The 18,086-nt window shown below is 41.5% G+C and carries 15 protein-coding genes; 5 read left to right on the forward strand and 10 right to left on the reverse strand.

Annotation, left to right across the window (positions count from 1 at the left end):
* Window positions 1–4: 4 nt before the first annotated feature.
* Genes LC455_RS23385 through LC455_RS23400 form a run of 4 tightly spaced genes read right to left on the reverse strand, consistent with a single transcriptional unit; the run spans window position 5 to window position 3,877 of the window.
* Complete coding sequence (locus LC455_RS23385; protein WP_223594512.1) at window positions 5–988, reverse strand: NAD(P)/FAD-dependent oxidoreductase; 984 nt, start codon at window positions 986–988, stop codon at window positions 5–7.
* A gap of 26 nt (window positions 989–1,014) precedes the next feature.
* On the reverse strand, window positions 1,015–1,839 hold the full coding sequence (locus tag LC455_RS23390) for an ABC transporter ATP-binding protein (protein ID WP_223594514.1): 825 nt from the start codon (window positions 1,837–1,839) through the stop codon (window positions 1,015–1,017).
* A gap of 14 nt (window positions 1,840–1,853) precedes the next feature.
* Complete coding sequence (locus LC455_RS23395; protein WP_223594599.1) at window positions 1,854–2,864, reverse strand: FecCD family ABC transporter permease; 1,011 nt, start codon at window positions 2,862–2,864, stop codon at window positions 1,854–1,856.
* Window positions 2,865–2,872: 8 nt separating this feature from the next.
* Window positions 2,873–3,877, reverse strand: coding sequence for a FecCD family ABC transporter permease (locus LC455_RS23400; protein ID WP_223594601.1), 1,005 nt, complete (start codon window positions 3,875–3,877; stop codon window positions 2,873–2,875).
* A gap of 298 nt (window positions 3,878–4,175) precedes the next feature.
* On the opposite strand from LC455_RS23400, the gene LC455_RS23405 reads away from it, so the two are divergent.
* Complete coding sequence (locus LC455_RS23405) at window positions 4,176–5,123, forward strand: iron-hydroxamate ABC transporter substrate-binding protein (protein ID WP_223594516.1); 948 nt, start codon at window positions 4,176–4,178, stop codon at window positions 5,121–5,123.
* Between the two features lie 112 nt (window positions 5,124–5,235).
* On the opposite strand, the gene LC455_RS23410 is transcribed toward LC455_RS23405, so the two are convergent.
* The 3 genes from LC455_RS23410 to LC455_RS23420 all read right to left on the reverse strand — a co-directional run bounded on the left by LC455_RS23410 (window position 5,236) and on the right by LC455_RS23420 (window position 7,869).
* Window positions 5,236–6,690 (reverse strand): phospholipase D-like domain-containing protein, encoded by a 1,455-nt coding sequence (locus LC455_RS23410; protein ID WP_223594518.1) that lies wholly within the window; start codon window positions 6,688–6,690, stop codon window positions 5,236–5,238.
* Window positions 6,691–6,874: 184 nt separating this feature from the next.
* The gene (locus LC455_RS23415; protein ID WP_223594519.1) at window positions 6,875–7,345 is read right to left on the reverse strand and encodes a nucleoside deaminase; all 471 of its coding nucleotides are present in this window, start codon (window positions 7,343–7,345) and stop codon (window positions 6,875–6,877) included.
* A 152-nt stretch (window positions 7,346–7,497) separates the two neighbouring features.
* A complete protein-coding gene (locus LC455_RS23420) occupies window positions 7,498–7,869 on the reverse strand; it encodes a TfoX/Sxy family protein (RefSeq protein ID WP_223594521.1) in 372 nt (123 codons plus the stop codon).
* A 490-nt stretch (window positions 7,870–8,359) separates the two neighbouring features.
* On the opposite strand from LC455_RS23420, the gene LC455_RS23425 reads away from it, so the two are divergent.
* Window positions 8,360–9,373: a GGDEF domain-containing protein gene (locus LC455_RS23425; RefSeq protein WP_223594523.1), complete on the forward strand. Its 1,014-nt coding sequence runs from the start codon at window positions 8,360–8,362 to the stop codon at window positions 9,371–9,373.
* A 116-nt stretch (window positions 9,374–9,489) separates the two neighbouring features.
* On the opposite strand, the gene LC455_RS23430 is transcribed toward LC455_RS23425, so the two are convergent.
* Both LC455_RS23430 and LC455_RS23435 read right to left on the reverse strand, forming a co-directional pair.
* A complete protein-coding gene (locus LC455_RS23430; RefSeq protein ID WP_223594525.1) occupies window positions 9,490–10,416 on the reverse strand; it encodes a phosphotransferase family protein in 927 nt (308 codons plus the stop codon).
* A gap of 525 nt (window positions 10,417–10,941) precedes the next feature.
* Window positions 10,942–11,328: a DoxX family membrane protein gene (locus LC455_RS23435; RefSeq protein ID WP_223594527.1), complete on the reverse strand. Its 387-nt coding sequence runs from the start codon at window positions 11,326–11,328 to the stop codon at window positions 10,942–10,944.
* A 407-nt stretch (window positions 11,329–11,735) separates the two neighbouring features.
* Between LC455_RS23435 and LC455_RS23440 the strand changes: the two genes are divergently transcribed.
* Entirely contained in the window at window positions 11,736–14,132 is a 2,397-nt protein-coding gene (locus tag LC455_RS23440) for a M14 family metallopeptidase (RefSeq protein ID WP_223594528.1), read from the forward strand.
* 103 nt (window positions 14,133–14,235) lie between these two features.
* Here the strand turns inward: LC455_RS23440 and LC455_RS23445 are convergent, their stop codons facing one another.
* Entirely contained in the window at window positions 14,236–16,623 is a 2,388-nt protein-coding gene (locus LC455_RS23445) for a M14 family zinc carboxypeptidase (RefSeq protein ID WP_223594529.1), read from the reverse strand.
* A gap of 308 nt (window positions 16,624–16,931) precedes the next feature.
* On the opposite strand from LC455_RS23445, the gene LC455_RS23450 reads away from it, so the two are divergent.
* Together LC455_RS23450 and LC455_RS23455 are read left to right on the forward strand one after the other, a co-directional pair.
* Window positions 16,932–17,435: a DinB family protein gene (locus tag LC455_RS23450; RefSeq protein ID WP_223594530.1), complete on the forward strand. Its 504-nt coding sequence runs from the start codon at window positions 16,932–16,934 to the stop codon at window positions 17,433–17,435.
* A 103-nt stretch (window positions 17,436–17,538) separates the two neighbouring features.
* The gene (locus LC455_RS23455; protein WP_223594531.1) at window positions 17,539–18,075 is read left to right on the forward strand and encodes a ribonuclease H-like YkuK family protein; all 537 of its coding nucleotides are present in this window, start codon (window positions 17,539–17,541) and stop codon (window positions 18,073–18,075) included.
* Window positions 18,076–18,086: the final 11 nt, after the last annotated feature.

Consider the following 18,086-nt stretch of genomic DNA (forward strand, 5'->3'; position numbering starts at 1 on the left):
TATTTTAAAAGTGATTGGTGGAGAAGATTGGTTTTAGTTCTTTTTCTGGTTCGATATAAGCTTTGGCGCTGTTAACGGCGGTGGGGCCTTCGGAGAAGCCGCCAGCGATTAGGTGCAGTTTGTTTTGATAGCTGGCGATATCCCCTGCAGCAAAGATTCCAGGTATATTCGTTTGCATGAAACTGTCCACTTTAATACTGCTATTTTCAAATTCCAGCCCCCACTCCTTAATGGGGCCCAGGTCAATCGAAAATCCATGATTCACAAGAACTTCGTCAACAACAATGTTCTGTATTTCTTCCGTTTCAAGATTCTTCACACGAACGCTGCTCAGCTGGTCGTCTTCCCCAGACAGCCCTTCCATTACAAACGGTGTCAAAATGGTTGCCGTTGAGTTCCGGAGGTTCGAAATATTTCTTTCCAAGCCTGAAAATTCCTTACGGCGGTGAACAACCGTTATATGCTTCGCAATCGGAAGCAGTTCATTCGCCCAATCCACAGCTGAATTACCGCCGCCAGAAATCAGTACATGTTTACCGCTAAAATTCTTCAGTGTTTCCACCGTGTAATGCAGATTCCGTCCTTCATATTTCTCTGCCTCTTCAAGGTCAAGCCTGGCGCTCTTCAACGTGCCGAAACCAGTCGCTAAAATAATGGTGCGAGTATGATGCTTTTCGCCATTATGGCTGGTCAAAAGAAACGTTCCATCCGTTAATCTTTCTAACCCAACTACCTGCTCGTTCAGAACAATCGTCGGCTCAAAGGTTCTGGCCTGTTCTTCCAGCTGCCGGATCAATTCCTCCCCTGTAATGGCAGGAATGCCCCCGATATCGCGGATCATTTTTTCCGGGTAGAAATAGGAAACCTTACCGCCCAAATACGGCAAAAATTCAATAATCTTCGTTTCCATTTCTCTCATGCCACAATAAAAAGCGGTGAATAGGCCAATAGGACCTCCGCCAATGATGGTTACGTCGAAAAGCTTCATCACATTCCACATCCATTTCCACTGCTCTATATATTCACTACCTTTTGCTTCACTGTCTTGTGCTCCTTTTGAATTAAATCATAGGAAAGACAGACCGGCTTTTGCGTCCGAGAATCTTTGACAATCTCGGCATCAATTTGAAAAACGATTTTTAAAACTTCATGGGTCATAACTTCGTCAGCTGTACCTTCTTTTACTAATTTCCCCTCCCGCATAGCAACCATATGGTGGGAAAAACGGGAGGCATGATTAAGATCGTGAATGACCATCACAATAGTCCGTCCTTCTTCCCGATTCAATTTTTCCAGCAGCTGCAAGATCTCCAGCTGATGCGCCATGTCCAGATAGGTAGTAGGCTCATCGAGAAGCAAAAGGTCCGTTTCCTGCGCAATGGCCATCGCAATCCATGCCCGCTGTCGCTGTCCCCCAGATAGTGCATCAACAGGATGATCGGCGAATGCTGATAATCCGGTGACATCCAACGCCCATTGGATCACCTTTTTATCCTCATTCGACAGCCTGCCAAAGCCGCTTTGATGCGGGGAGCGGCCGAACGAAATCAATTCGTAGACCGTTAAACCGCTTGGTGCTTCAGGACTTTGCGGAAGCACAGCCATCTTTTTAGCGATCTCTTTAGTCGGAATTTTGTGTATCATTTTTCCGTCCAGGTAAACAACCCCCGACTTTGCTGGATGAACTCGAGCGATCGTTTTTAAAATCGTCGATTTCCCGCAGCCATTAGCACCGATGATAGTGGTTATTTCCCCTTTATTTATGTTCAAATTCAATTCTTCTACAATGATTTTATCTCCATATCCTATTTGAAGATTCTCTGTTGAAAGTGAGACCACGCTCAGCTCCCCCTTTATTTTGCTTTCATAAGCAGGTAAATAAAATATGGTGCACTAAACACTGCCACTACAATTCCAACCGGTATTTCGGTTGGGGCGAGCAGATTTTTGCCAATCGTATCTGCCAATAGCACCAGTAACGAACCTAAGATGGCGGTCACCGGAAGAAACAGCTGATGCCTTGGGCCGATTAATCGTTTCGCTATATGCGGTGCAACCATTCCAAGGAAGACGATGCCGCCCCCTGCCGCTACACTAAATCCTGAAAGCGCCACGGCTGTGACAAGGAGCAGGCGCCTTTCCTTCTCTACCCTTACCCCAAGTCCTGTCGCGACCTGATCACCTAAATTTAAAAGATTTAAGATATGCCCTTTATATATCGCAAATGGCAGCAGCACTAATATTAACGGGGCCAGGACCCCAACCATTTTCCAGTTCGCTCCCCAAATATCACCGGAGAGCCAGACCGCCGCTTGCATAAAGTTTTGCGGATTCATTTTTAATTGAAAAATCATAATCGCGGCACCAAAGCCGGAATTCACACCGATACCAACTAAAATCAACCGGACAGGATCAATTCCTTTTTTCCAAGCTAAAACGTAGATAACCAGGGCCGCAATACATGCACCGACAAAGGCGAAAAGCGGCATTAAAAAGGTGCCAAAAGTACTAATACTGTTCATGGAGCCTTGGAAAAAATAGATAAATAAAATGACAGCGAAACCAGCTCCGGTGTTAATTCCCAAAATCCCCGGGTCAGCCAGATCGTTTTTTGAAACTCCTTGGAGAATCGCACCTGCAACGGCTAATCCGGCACCGATTAATAAGGCTAAAATCATCCTTGGGAGGCGGAAATCTACCAGAACGAGCTGGTCACGAGCCGTTCCCATACCGATCAATGTCTTAAACACATCGATTGGAGCAATCCGTACCACACCTAAATTCAAGCTGATGATAAAAAGAATGATTGTAAGCAGCAATAAAATGCTGATGGTTGCGATAAATTTATTTTGCTTTGCTTTCAATACGTTCATTAAAGCCCTCTCCTTTCTCCACGTGCTAGATAGAGGAAAAAGGGAACTCCGATGATAGCAGTAATCGCACCAACCGGTGTTTCAAACGGTGCGTTCACCATTCTCGCCACAATATCCGCCAATACGAGCAATAATCCTCCTAAAACAGCGGATATCGGGATAATCCAGCGGTAATCCGAACCGATAATAAAACGGGTAATATGCGGGATGACCAGCCCAATGAAGCCGATGGCCCCTGCAACCGAAACCGCTGCCCCAGTCAGCACTAAGACAACGATGACTCCAAGTGATTTGATGAGAAGTGTATTTTGTCCAAGTCCTTTTGATACTTCTTCTCCAAGACTCAAAATTGTAATGGACCTTGAGATATACATAGAGAGCAAGAGCCCAATACCTCCTGCGATAAGCAGAATCTTCACGGAGCCCCAATTCATGGAGGTTAACCCGCCGGCATACCAAAAGCTCATGTCCTTCGCTACTTGAAAATGAAGAGCAATCGCGCTCGAGAAGGCGCTCAGCATCGCTCCGACTGCTACTCCGGCAAGGGCAAGCTTAACCGGTGTCAAACCTCCTTTTGAATAAGCGCCAATCATGAAAACGAGCATAACGCCCAGTCCCGCTCCAACAAACGAAGAAAAAGTAAGACTTAAAAGGGTCGCTGCAGGGAAAAATGCCAGTGTAATGACTAAGGCAAAGGCAGCTCCATCGGTCACTCCCATGATTGATGGTGAAGCGAGCGGATTCCGTGTCAGTCCTTGCATGACAGCACCTGATACAGCAAGCAAGGCTCCTACCAGAACGGCACCTATGGCCCTTGGCAAACGGATTTCTTGAATGATTTGATGAGAGGTAACATCAGGATTAAAGTGCGAGACTGCTTCCCACACAGTCGCTAATTTGATATTTGCCGCACCGTAAGCAATCGATAAGCCCATGGATAGGATAATTAATATAAGTCCAAAAATGATAATACCGGTTCCTTTTAGGGAAGTTCTTTTTTTCATATAGGGTAAAGAACTACCTTCTTGTTGTATGTCATTTTCACGCAAAAATGAACACCCTTTCTAATTCGAAAAAAGCTATAAAAAGCTCCAGAAGTAATGATAATCATTATCATTAAGTATAAAGAGCAACTACTGATATTTCAATATATTAATAGTAGAAATACCACTTCCAGAATAATCCTTCGAAATCTCTTCACAAATTTCAAAGAATCTTAGTGTTTTGATTATTGACTATCGACTTGAAAATGATTATCATTTGCATTAACAGAAGATTTTCACTATATCAGGAGGAAAAACAATGTTTAAAAATCGCTTTTATTTATCTATTACGTTCTTACTTTTGTTAGTATTTGTAACCGCGTGTGGAAATACAGATAATACGGAACCTAGTAAGAAAACAGAAGACAAAAATGTGGAAGTCAAATTACAGGACGCCATGGGTGAAGTGACGATTCCAGCGAATCCAAAGCGCATCCTTGCCCCATATTTAGAGGATTCATTATTGGCATTAGGGGTAAAACCAGCGGCTCAATGGTCGATTGGCGATACCGTGTTAGATTATTTGCAGCCTGAATTAAAGGGTGTTCCAAAAATCGGCTGGGATCTTCCATTGGAACAAGCGATCAGCAACGATCCTGATTTAATTATTTTCAGTTCTCCTACAGCGATTCAAAAAGGACAGTACGAGGAATATAAAAAGGTTGCTCCAACTTACGTGTTCAAGGACGAGGTTAGTGCAGACTGGCGTAAACAAGTTACCCAGATGGGTGAGATTTTAAATAAGCAAAAGGAAGCCAAGGATGCCTTAGCTAAGTATGATACCAAGGTTTCTGAAGCGAAGGCCAAAATCCAGGATGCTATTGACGGGGAATCAGCCGCCATTATTTGGGTAATGGCTGACAAATTTTATCTAATGGAAAACAATCGTTTCAGTGCAAATGTCCTTTATGGTGATCTAGGCATTAAGCAGCCAGCCTTCGTCGAAGGATTAGGAAAAGCTGCAGTCCAGTGGGACCCAATTGCGCTTGAAAAATTACCTGAAATCAAAGCAGACCATATCTTCTTAGTCAGCAAAAAAGGGGAACCTGGATTAGACATCTTAGCGAAAAGCTCCATCTGGAACGGTCTTGATGCAGTGAAAAACGGACACGTATATGAAATGAACGACCCAAGCAACTGGACCATAAACGGACTGATTGCTAGCGAAAAAACATTAGACGAAGTCGTCAAAGCTTTAACAAAATAGCAACAGTGTAAAAAATAAATGGTGTCAGGCACCACAAAAAGACAATTGTACTTCCCGGGAGGACAAATAAAAATACCTGCTCCTTTTTAAGGGCAGGTATTTTTATGCTATTTTACTGGACACTTATGGTTGCAGCTTGGTAGTTTACTGGTAAGTAATCGTATAGGTCAGCAGCAGTGGTTGTGATGGTTTGGGCATACCAGCTATAGTCTCCAAGAATAGTTGGTGATTGCCAATTGGTAAAGGTAAAGGTGATGCTTTGGTTTCCTGCCAATCCTGCAGTATCAGTATATACATAATTACCTGAATATTTTAGTTGGCTGGTCAGATCGGTTCCATCGCTCTTCCTAGCTGTAACTGTTGCCGCAGTTGGATCGGGCCATTTAGGTGGTGCCATTAGTTTAACCTTTTGAATCGGATAGGTGGACGGAGCACGTAGTGTTACATTAATGGTTTGGGTGCTTCCTGCCGAAACCGCGCTCTTATCGATCGAAACAGTGCCCCTTCCATAAGACCCTCTAATTCTTAGAAACTCATTATAATACTTGTCAGCGGTTGCTTTATCGTGGATGACCATTAAGTTCTCACTGTTTGTGTCATTGGCATTATCACTGGCATTAAAGGACCCTGTTACCACGGTAGCAATGGTGTATCCCTTATCCGCAATCAGAACCTTATCATGCATTTTGCCGTCATAAGGGTTATCAGCAATGCTGACTGGGATACCGGCATGTGCCAAGTAGGCAAACTCCCCGTACGGACCATTGCTTCCATATTGGCTGCTATCAAAGATCCCTTCGACATTCACTCCTCGGTTTTTCGCATTTAATAATGCTGTTCTCACGTTATCATCTGTTAAGGAAAAGTAGTCAAAATATACATTATATTTAGCGTTATTAATCACATCGATCAGCGCTGAAATGGGGTTGTCTTCAGGAGCAAAATAAACTTCAACAGGTATGTTTCCTGCTTGTGTTGAAACCGTTACCTTTTGGGTGCTAACAGTGGATGGCGATGCTGTTTTTGTAAATTGATTGTATACGAACATCTCTTCAAAATCAGTTTTATATATTGAGGCTAACGAAGATGAATTCCATAGAATTGTATTGTTATAGTTATTGGCATTACACGTATCTGTCACATTTGCAGACCCCATCCATACTTCTTTTCCATCAATAATCGCATATTTGTTATGCATTAATGCCGACCGGTTGTCCCCTTTAACGGAGATACCAGCGTCAATAAGCTGCTGTGTAAAGGTGTTGGATATATAATCGGAATCTGTTACGATACGAATCGCAACGCCGCGATTTTTCGCCTGAATCAAAGCGTCGACAAATGGCTGATAGCGGATTTCGTAGAAGGCACCATCAATCGTTGAGGTTGCTTTATTTATTTCCGCAATAAGTGCATCCACCAGGTTAACCGTCTGACCCGGCCCAAAAGAAACTGTTTGAGAATCATAGGTTACTGCTTGAGCTTTCTGTTGCAGATCGGGAACTAGATTCAATGTCAAAAAAGTTGCAAAAACAAGCTGGGTAATTCTCCTAAACAAAATCTTCTTCATATACTGGCCACCTTTCTTTTATTCACACCCCTTCATCGTATCAAAATATACCAATTGCAAACAATGGAAAATCAGTGAAAAACTTCAAAATACTTCGTAAACAAATTGGGAAAATTAAAAAGGGTGTCAGGCACCGCCCGTGGACAAATGTCCACGAGTGGTGCCTGACACCCTAATATACTATCTAGTATTCTTTTTTTTGCCTTGAGTTTGTCCATGCTTGGAAAGGGGAGTAAGTGTTTTCGGGGAGCAAACAGATCATTGGGATACTTCTTTTTTCCACCTGCAGTGCTAGTTGATCATAAATGAACTGGTCGTCGAAACCAATTTTTGCTGCATCTTCTTTTGTACAGCTATAATAGATTGTCTTAAGTCTAGACCAATAAATGGCTCCAAAACACATCGGGCATGGCTCGCAGCTAGTGTAAAGCTCACAATCGGTTAGTTGGTAGCTATCTAAAAATTCACAGGCCGCTCGAATTGCTTGAATCTCGGCATGTGCAGTGGGGTCATTCTTTGCCGTTACCTGATTACGGCCGACACCTATAATTTGGCCATTTTTTACCACTACTGCACCAAATGGCCCGCCGCTGTTAGTGATCACATTTTCATGAGCAATATCTACGGCCATCCTCATAAACATATCTTCACTCATATAATCCCCCCACCCTTTTCAAATTCCCTTAACATAATTTATTATCCCGATGGAGGAAAAAGAATTATAAATTTATTACATACAAACACTTTTATAACTAAAAACTAACTTTCCCATTTAGAGAAGCTAGTTTTTTCTACTTTTAACATCATTTATTTCTCTTTACTTTTCTTTTTCTTTGGTAATTTTTCAGGCATAGTTTCTACCCATGTTACTGACAGCTGAATCCATTTCTTTATTTTATCAGGCTCTTCCCCCCATTTTTCCGGCAGAGCAACATACTCTTTCATCGGCCTGCCTGGCATAGGTGAAAACTCCATTGCCCCTTCTTCCGCTAAAAGACGAAGACGATCTTGTTCCTGAAGTCTTACAAAAATTTGCGGGCCAAATAAACCTGCAAACATATTCCCGTTAATGAAACTTGCCAGGTTGCCGAACATCGGCTTAATAGTGATGCGGGGATCCACTGGTATAACAGAAGAAAAAAATGCTTTTAGCTCCTCATCTGGCCGTGGAAAGGACATATTTACTCACTCCTATTTTTTCGTTCTTTTTAGCATTGCTGTTCTAACATCAAACTATCCTTAATGGGCGAGCATTGATAGCAGAACGAGCTCTATGAAACAATATTATTACTATAAATTCACCAAAAAAGTAGTTCGTATAAGTCTGAAATTTTGTACAATGGTATTATAGGTTTATTTTGCTCAAAAATAAGCTTTCAGACAATAATTCTAGTGCTATATTTTTGATAACATTTGGTGAGAGGACTTGAACGATTATGCTGAAAGCTAGGGTATACGACTTATCGTTATTTTTCATTTCATTGGCCATAGCTTTTGGAGCATCTGAAATTCTGAACATTAATTCCTATTTTATAAAAGCCCTGATTATTTTCTGGTTTTTCTCTGTTCTGTATTTTCGCCTTCGGGTATTTTATAAAAATGGCAGTAAAATATTGAATATGGCATTAACTATGACTTATCCATGGTCTTGTTCGCTGGCCCAATAGGTTTGCTAATATTTGAAACGCTTTTTCGTTTTACCGTTTATTCTTATCGAAAATGGACCAAAACGGCGGATCCTAGTGAATTATCGGATACTTTTTATAACATTGGCTGCTTTGTCATCACGAACTCAATTGCCTATTTCCTGTTCCAGCATTTTATAGGAGGTTTTCAAACCGTCCCCTTTGGCTTTTGGATCCTGATGTTTCTCTTAGTCTGCATTTCCTCCTATCTTTCAGGTACTTTTATGGTGGTTGTTTTTGTAATATTGGGAGAATTAAAATCCTTCAAAGAGGGAATCAATTTTATTTTTAGAGGGATTAGCTTCCTCGACTATGGGAAGGTGGCCGTTTCGAATGGTATGCTGCTCATTTTTCTCCAAAATAAAAGCTGGGAAATGTTAATTATCGTATTTATTTTAAATTACATCGTTAGCCGTTACTTTTACTCTAAATCCCAGAGTATACAAAACAAGGTTGAACGGGATCAATTCGAGCAAATGGCCTATACGGACTTTTTGACCGGGGTATTTAATCGGACCTTTATGGATAAAAAAATGGCTGAGCTCAATCAGACGGGTGAAAGTATTGGAATTGTAGTGGCTGAAATTGATAAATTTAAAGGCATTAATGACAGCTACAATCATGCGGTGGGCGATAAGGTCATTCAGCACTTTGCTGCAACCTTAAAAAGCTATCTGGATGGTGATGATTTTCTGTTTCGAAGCGGCGGCGAGGAGTTCACTCTCTGCATCAGAAGAAGAAATTTCGATGAAACGTTGACTTTGATAAATACAATGCTTGGGGGGATTGCTAACAATTCCGTCGCAGTTGAATATAACGGAGAACAGCTTTTTATCTCCTATACCGCTTCATTTGGACTTTACTACTATAAAGTAAACGAACACATCTCGATGGAAAAAGGCTATATCCTTGCCGATGAACTCATGCTCCAATCCAAACAACATGGCAGAAACAAAATATCCGTCATCAACGGCTTACTAAACGAAAAAGTGATCTAACCTATGTAGAATAGTTAGACCACTTTTTTAAATTGTTGATGGTGTCATTGATGGTGTCAGGCACCATTAAAAGACATTTTCACGTTTTTGTCCGCGTGGGATGGACACTTCAAAACTTAGTCTGCCAGCAGGCTATGTATGTATTGGTCCGCGCGTTGAATCATCATTTCGTCGGTTAATCCTGTGATTCCAAATGCTGTCCAGCCGGAATAAACTTGTGGTGGTCCCGGGAGTATTTCAATTAAGGACAGGATGTCCCAATAGGGATCATAGTTGAAGCCTGTGGAACCTGCGTGCCTTTGATATGCTGCTAAGAATGAGTCCGCAATGTGAGTGCCATATAAAAGAGCTAGATTCAACCGGCAGTGGCCAACATCAATCCCAGCAGGACCCCGGCAGGCATTTACCCAATCGACTACCCCGCTGACTTCATTCCCTTCCCACAAAACATTAGCCGGATGATAATCTCGATGGATGAAGCACTGCTTAGTGTAGGGACGAGGTCCTCTCATTCGATTAATAGCCTTTTTCCAGAAGTATGGACAGCTTGTCCAAGTGGGGATATCCAAGGAGTTTATATCAACGTAGGGGTTGTAGGACCATGGAAAGTCTTCTGCGTCCACGGAGTGTATCTGAACTAATGTTTCAGCAAGACCGTCCAGCCATAGATTCATGTTTGCCGGACTTAGGTCTACAATGCCCGGGAGCCTCGTCATCAGCACGGCTGGCACTTGACAGGAAGTCCCAGTTATATCATATGCAACGATTTTTGGTGTCTGAATGCCCGTTGGTGCTGCTCTTTGCAGACTCTCTGCTTCATGTAGGGCCAAATCTGGCTCTGCAAATACCCATTCTTCATTGTCGAATAACCGTAAAACGAGCTCTGAGACTCCTTGTTCACCCTGAATTGATAGGCCGTATACACCAGAAGACGTTCCTCCTTTTAGCAGACTAATAGAGTGCACCTTTGCCTTCCAATCCACTGAATCTATGACCCATTTTAAATCGTTATCCGATAACCCGTATGCATAATCATCGAACACAAACAGTCCCCCTCATATGAATCTTCTTCCAATTCTATTCTTTAAATTAATATAACAATGATGGAACAATCAAACAAACTACAAAGTAAAAGAAAATCGGTGTCAGGTACCTAATGTCCATCCACAGAGGACAAATGGAGAAATTTGTCCACGAGCGGTGCCTGACACCATAAGACCGTTTAATATTTTTTTTCACGGCAGTTTTTACAGACTTTGATTTTTTCGTTTGTTTCTGTTGTGTGTGGGTACAGAAGTTTTATTCTTGTTCTCCCGCACAATGGGCATGTCCCCCGGCCGTTTGAAGGCAGGTAGCTGATTGTTTTTCCCCGGTTTCTCTTCGCCATTTCCATCCATCCCTATCCAAAAAAATCTCGTTTCTATATCTAATGTTGAAAAGGCATAAAGATTGATAGGCATTTAATTGTTTTTGTAACTAAAGGTAAATATTGTGATGCCATTCAAAAAAAAAAATTACTCTACCCTTTAGGCGGAGCACCCTATTAATGATATTTCAAGTTCCATTTATCAAGGCCGTAATTTTTTTTCAAAGAGACTTACATAGTTCCTTCGATAATAAAATAACAAGGCACCATGAACAAAGACTAAGACTGCTGCCAAAGCCAATAGCGAGTGATCTTTAAATAAATGAAGCAAGAAAATGTTTGCTAGAATTGGCGATAGTAGTGCAAGCGCCAGCGGAACATATCGGTTTGAAAGGAGTAGTACTGCACAGATAATTTCTAATGACTTTTCAAAAATCAAGAGGTACTGAAACTGAAATAATTCCATTGCTTGCGGGCTGGTTTCAATAAAAGGCTCCAGCCCAAGGATTACGAAATAGCCATTGATTCCGGCTATTAGAAAAACGGAGCCCAAAAAAATTCTTAAAATATGTACCAGCGGTTTATTCAATGAATACACCTCCTCTTTCCATCATATTTTCGATTCACCATAAAAATGATCCTCACTTTATTCAATAAATAGCTTCCAAAAATATTGTAATATTCTACAAGAATCTACATAAAAAATAACAAGTCCCATAATTAATCACTGTTTAAGATATTTAAAAATATAGACCCTTGTTCTACAAACATTAATATCCCCATAAAACTCCTAATCCTTATAAAACTTTTGTAATAGGGATTTATCCCTATAAAAATACTATTCTAGAATTATTATAAATATTTCGATTTCTGAAATTTTTGTAAAACGAATATACTTTTTTATTCTAAATTTCCGACAAAATATACAGAATATTGAATTTACAATAGGCATGTATCATTAAAATTTGATGAGAAAATTTTTGGGGGTGCAAGTATTTGGTTAAAAAGAAATGGAAACGAAATCTAATGGTCATGTCCGCTATCACCGGACTAGGATTCACGACTCTATATCCTGGTCTCACCACGAAGACCCAGGCGAGCGGGCTGCCCGTTCAGCCTCTGCCAAAGGAGGAATCTGTCTCTGTTGTTCAGCTGGAGGTCCCTAATCAAAAAGCAAAGGACAAGCTGCTAGAACTTGGAATTGACCTTGCACACAGGGCCAGCGAACACAGTGGAATTTTAGAAGTAGACGCCGTTGTTACACCCACTGAGCTTGCCATGTTAAAAACCTTTGGAATCAAGGTAAAGGACACCTTAATCACAGAAAAGGAATGGAAGGCTAGAACAGCAGAGAGACAGACTGCTGTACAGCAGGAGGTGAATCTGACAGCTGCTGAAGATTCTGTTAAAATTCTCCGGGCAAACCATTACACGAATCAATCTGAAACCTTCCTATACGTTGAAGCAAAAACAAGTGCCGGTGCTGCAGCAAGTACTGCCCTTACTGCCACCTGGACAGAAAATGGAGTTGAAAAATCAGCAACCCTTGAAAGGTTTGTTGACTTAGGTGAATATATGTACCATTGGCTTGAAATACCCGTCAGCTCCATTCCATCATCTGTAAAAATCACAAGCAATCTTGGCGGATCCGCTTTGAGCTCCGTTACCGAGTGGCTAGGTGTAGACAAGCCTGGAAGTCCAAAGAAATACTATGTTAAAGATTTTGTCGACCATTATATGGCACCTGCAGAACTCTATGAGCGGGCCAATAAGTTAGCAAAAGAATTTCCTGATTTAGTAGAAATCATTGATATGCCGAATAAAACAAACGGATACCGCCGCCTGGCACAGGTAACATTAGGCAGCACCAATGGCACCTCTGTTGTGGTAACTTCAAAAGCATGGGGCCATGAAGGCGGAAATGATATTTCAGTAGAGTTCCGAAATCCTGAAACCAGCAATTCTCCTTTGAAAGTAACAATAGACGGTAAAAAGATTTTAGTGGATTTGGCTACAGATTCTTCCGCTAAGGTTACAAGTACGGCAAAACAAGTAGTGGATGCCCTTAATTCTGATGCCAAAGAACTCGTATCCGCCACTACATATCGCGGTAATGCTGGTGCAGAAACGGTTTCTCCGCAAACCGGAACGTTAACTGACGGATTAAAAGCTCCTGCTAGCGTTTCCCGTGATCCTTTTACAGTGAAAGCAATCCGGATTGGAAAACACCGTGATGGTTCAAAGCCAGGTGTCCTTGGGTATGCGCAGGAGCACGCCCGTGAATGGGTAACACCTCTCGTGACAATTGAAACGGCTGAACGTCTGCTCCGAAATTATGCCCATGATGGAGAAACGAAGCAACTCGTTGATAACCTGGATATTTTCCTTGTACCAACCGTAAATCCTGACGGAGCTAATTACAGCTTCTATGATTACAATATGCAGCGAAAAAATTTGACCAATTATTGCGGTCCAACCGAGTCTGACCCAGGTTACCGAAATTCTTGGGGCGTTGACCTAAACCGTAACCACTCAATCGGATCTGCTTTTGATGGGTTTATTGGCGCATCAACATCACAATGCCGAAGCGGCACTTATGCCGGAACAGCAGAAAACTCCGAACCAGAAGCTAAAAATATTGTCTGGCTCGCTGATAAGTTTTCAAATATCAAATTCGCAATGAATATTCATAGCTATGGCGGGTATTTTATGTGGTCACCAGGTGCTTATGATGCAAATCGTACAACGCTGCCGCGTCCGACTGCAGGTGAAGAAGCCTTCTATTGGGCAGCCTCAGATACCATCCTTAACGATATTCAGGACCACAGGGGCACAGTCATTCTTCCAAGCCGTACAGGTCCAGTACCAGATGTTCTATACTCTGCAGCAGGCAACTCTGCCGACTACCTATGGTATGCAAAAGGCATTTATGCCTGGGATTTTGAAGTCGGAGCAGATTTATGGAATAAAGATAAGCAAAGATGGGAAGCAGTAGGATTCCAGCCTGCATTTTCAGAAGGCCATGAAGAAGCCATGGAATTTGCCAACGGTTTAATAGGCATGATAAAAGTGGCTTACAATAATTCGAAGGATCACCAGCCGCCTTCCTCAAAAGCCGTGCCTGGTAATGGTAAATTCTCCGGTCCGGTTGAGGTCAGCTTTGAAACGAGTGAGGCAGCAACTATTTACTATACACTCGACGGCAGCCGTCCAACTTTTGAATCCGAAAAAATCAAGTTAAGTGGAATCCGTGAAGATGCGGAAACGTTGAAGGTTGATAAAACCACTACTATCAATTGGTTTGCGGTTGATGCGGCCGGAAACATTGAGAAAAATTACAATCCACTTAGCAAAGGAAATAACTTTAACTCTGTAACCTTAACAATAAAGTAATAATTGATTGGGTGGTTGGCCTTTTGCGGTCAACCTTTTTATCATATCAAAAAGTAAAAACCCGGTTCTCAGCTGAACCGGGCTTTTTTTAAACGATAATGTTTTATTTTTCAAAAATTGCATTTGATAACAGGCGGAATAGGTAATCGGTGTGATCACGGAAGCCGGCTTCTAAACCAATCAAGGTAACGTCTTTATTTTTCTCTTTTACCATTATTGCCTGTCCTTTTGCAGCACTATTGTTTTTCCAGTGTCCTGCCATAAAGAAATCGTCAGAGTTTGCTAGTGTTGCTACAACCTCATCATTATCGGTTCCTGTAAACCAAACTGGACGATATACGAAACCAAGGTCAGTTTGCTTGTAACCAGCGGTTAAACCGGAACCTTCATAGTTCACTTTTACAATTCCGTTAGAGTTAGAACCGCCAGAGTTAATCGTGTCATCGGTAAGGCCGAGCTTGTACGTTGCACTTGAAGCACCTGCACCAACCGCAATGTACTTACCCTCTGCATTCATAAAATTATTAAGATTAGCTTTAAAGGAATCTAGTTGGCCGGCATTTTGGAAACCAAATTCTTTGTTCGCTGCTGATAGGTTCGTAGAAATTAGACTCTCTGTACCGCTATATACAAAAACATCGAAGCCATTCAAGCCATTTTCTGCAACTTCAACCGGTGTGACCTCTGTCACCTGGAAGCCAAGTCGTTTTAAAGCAAGCTTTGTTCCGCTGTGGGATTGTTGTTTCCCCATCCCGCCGTCTTTCAAAATGGCCACTTTTAAATTCGTAAGTGCGGCTGCATCCGCAGGAATATTAGCTGTTGATCCCACCTGTAAACCTGACGCTTTCACAGCGGCAGAGATTTGATTTGCAGTGGCTTCTGTGTAGAAATTTCCCTGTTGGTCTCGCTTTACGGCAACACCTAGTTGAAGCAATGTATTTACTAGATTAACAGCTTTTACGGAACTATTCGGAATTAGATATGGGCCTTTACCGATAACAGCACCTTGTTCTGTCACCTGATTTACTTTGGTTGTTGTTACATCTACTGAATTTTGTGTTGGCAGCGCTTCAAAGCCCCAAAGTTCTGGCAGGCTCCATGCCGAGATATCATACATGGCTGGTGTATCGTCCGTAATGTCTTCCCCATCCCAAAGCATTGTATTGGCCAACCCAGCTTTCGCTTGATCCATTTTTACAATATACGTTCCTTTAGGATAAGTTTTTCCATCAGCATCAAATGCTTTTGCAGCTTGGACCACTTCGATATCGTTGTTTAGTAAGTGATTAACAGCTTTATCTGTTACTGTAGGGTCTTTTTCATCAACAGGCAGGATATAAGCTTTCGGGAAGAATCCATCTGGATGGAAAGGATGGTCAAAATTGATGCCGCGTTTAAACATTTCGATTTGGTCCGTAATCATTGCTTGTTTATTTGCGGTAGCAAACTTTAGAGCACCCATAATGGCATTATACTGCCAGCGGACACCGTCCAGGTCATTTGTTGGCGCCTCTAGCGTATGACCATAAGCACCATGGTACATTGCATACATTGGTGTAAAGATTGGCGGATAATCATCCCAACCTGCCTGATCATCACGTTGTGGAACGTAAACACCTTCCATGTTCTTATAAAGATCGCCTGTAAATTCTGTTTTATCTGCCATGATATTGGCTTCCATTGCCTCAGCCTGCTGATAAGCCCACTTGTTATATAGGTCATACTCATAGTTTGGATTATGCGGTGGTGTACAAGGTTCAATTAATCCTTGATGGTTGGGTGCGTAATTCTTTACATAACCATGGGTATCTAGGAATACCATCGGATTCCATTCTTTAATAAGCCCCACGGTTTCCCTCGTTTCAGGCTGTGACTGTGTGATAAAGTCACGGTTCAAGTCGATACCTTCACCATTAAAACGAGTGGCATTAACACGTCCATCAGGGTTTTGCACAACATTAAAAATGAGAATATTATTTTCTAAAATTCCCTTTGTTTCCTGGTCATTTTGTGTGGCAAAACGTTCTATTAATTGCAGAACCGCATCGCTTCCTACAAATTCAGTCCCATGAATGGAGCCATTAATCATAATAGGAACTTTAAAGTCTGGATTTGCCGCAATCCAATCCTGGGCCTTCCCTGGATTTTTAAACATCTGCTTTCTTAGAGCTTGGATTTTGCCAAACTTACCCTGTGTAGTTGGATCGGCAATCGTGACAACATATAGTGGATGCCCATCCGCTGACTTTCCACGGACTTCAACTTTCATTCTATTAGATTGTTTTGCAATTTCATTTAATTTTGTGCCAATTTGTGAGAACTTCACAAAATCATAGTTCTCACTATTAAACTTGCTGCCATCCTGTTCTTCGTATGTATTGACGTTTGTCCATTTTGGGCCTTCAGCAAAACCTGTTGACCACGGAACCATTGAAATTAAACTAACAGCCAAAACACTGGCAGCAGCTTTTTTCTTAGTGTTTTTCTTCATGATTAACCCCCATAAATGTATTTTTATAACCAAATATGTATTTTTATTACAAATGTTATTATATTAATAATTCCAAAATATAGCATCCTACTAATTCCCTGTACAAATAAGGAAAATTTTTAGGCACAAGGACATATATAAATATACAATCATCACGGCCATTAATAAGAAATACCATGTCCACCGTATACACACAAATGTCCACAAATGGTGCCTGACACCACTTTAAAAGGAATATTTTCAAAGCAGGCGAATATAAACAGTAGGGAATCTATATGGACATTTAATCATTTGAAGGGAGATTGTTTATGAATCAAATCATTTTTGGAAACCTGGTAGAAACGAGGAAGCAATTATTAGATGAAATTACTACATTAAGTTTTGAAGAATTGAATACTGTTTTACGAAGTGACACGTGGAGCGTGGCTCAAGTATGCCACCACCTTTATTTGGCAGAAAAATCATTTGTACATGGGATTAATTATGCCCTGAAACAAAAGGACAGCCCCAAGGTCGAACCAAAATCAATCGGTCGCATCTCTGATCGTACAAAGAAAGTAGACGCACCAAGCTTCATCATACCTGGTGAAGAACCCTTTGAAATTCACCACATCCTCAATATGCTTAAGGAATCGAGAACGATGCTGCTAAATGTTTTAAACAAGATTGAAAGCGATTCCATTTTGCGTGATAAATCAGCAAAACATCCTCTATTTGGCGAACTCCCCCTTATTCAATGGATTGAACTTATCTATTTACATGAACAGAGGCACATCGAACAAATCAACGAAATCAAATCGCAAATTCTTTGATTTAATGGTGTCAGGCTGCACGACTATAAATTCCTTCCCATATGATAGGAATAAGAACCGAAACAAAACTTTCTGATTGGAAGGGAAAGATGTGGTGCTTTAAATGAAAAAATCCCAAGCTTATCATCATTCGTTTCAAAATCTTCAGGAGAATGGGATGTCGTTTGAACAGGTCTTTGAACGGATTGTCGAGTTCATGAAGATAAATCCAAATGGGAACTACCGTTTAATGGTCGGCACAGATTCACAAGTTCATAGGTCCACGACCATATTTATAACTGGCATCGTGATTCAAAATGAGGGACATGGCGTATGGGCGTGCATTAGAAAAGTGATTGTTCCAAGGAAAATGACGCATTTACATGAGAGGATTTCCCTCGAGCTTTCGTTAACAGAAGAGATTGTGTCCATGTTCACGGAAGATAGAAAAAATGAATTGATTAGCATTGTCCTCCCCTATCTTTATCAAGGGGCTACATTTACAATAGAAGGTCATATCGACATCGGTGCCGGCAAACGCAATAAGACCAGTGAATTTGTAAAAGAAATGGTCACGCGAATCGAATCTATGGGAGTCGAACCAAAAATCAAGCCGGACGCCTTCGTTGCCTCCAGCTATGCGAATAGGTACACTAAATAAGGTGTCAGGCA

It is taken from the genome of Neobacillus bataviensis (assembly GCF_019969725.1).

Coding starts and splice junctions, on each gene's coding strand:
- LC455_RS23400 (WP_223594601.1), bottom strand. CDS start 3,877: ATGAAAAAAAGAACTTCCCTAAAAGGAACCGGTATTATCATTTTTGGA.
- LC455_RS23445 (WP_223594529.1), bottom strand. CDS start 16,623: ATGAAGAAAAACACTAAGAAAAAAGCTGCTGCCAGTGTTTTGGCTGTT.
- LC455_RS23415 (WP_223594519.1), bottom strand. CDS start 7,345: ATGAGTGAAGATATGTTTATGAGGATGGCCGTAGATATTGCTCATGAA.
- LC455_RS23420 (WP_223594521.1), bottom strand. CDS start 7,869: ATGTCCTTTCCACGGCCAGATGAGGAGCTAAAAGCATTTTTTTCTTCT.
- LC455_RS23385 (WP_223594512.1), bottom strand. CDS start 988: ATGAAGCTTTTCGACGTAACCATCATTGGCGGAGGTCCTATTGGCCTA.
- LC455_RS23455 (WP_223594531.1), top strand. CDS start 17,539: ATGAAAAAATCCCAAGCTTATCATCATTCGTTTCAAAATCTTCAGGAG.
- LC455_RS23450 (WP_223594530.1), top strand. CDS start 16,932: ATGAATCAAATCATTTTTGGAAACCTGGTAGAAACGAGGAAGCAATTA.
- LC455_RS23410 (WP_223594518.1), bottom strand. CDS start 6,690: ATGAAGAAGATTTTGTTTAGGAGAATTACCCAGCTTGTTTTTGCAACT.
- LC455_RS23405 (WP_223594516.1), top strand. CDS start 4,176: ATGTTTAAAAATCGCTTTTATTTATCTATTACGTTCTTACTTTTGTTA.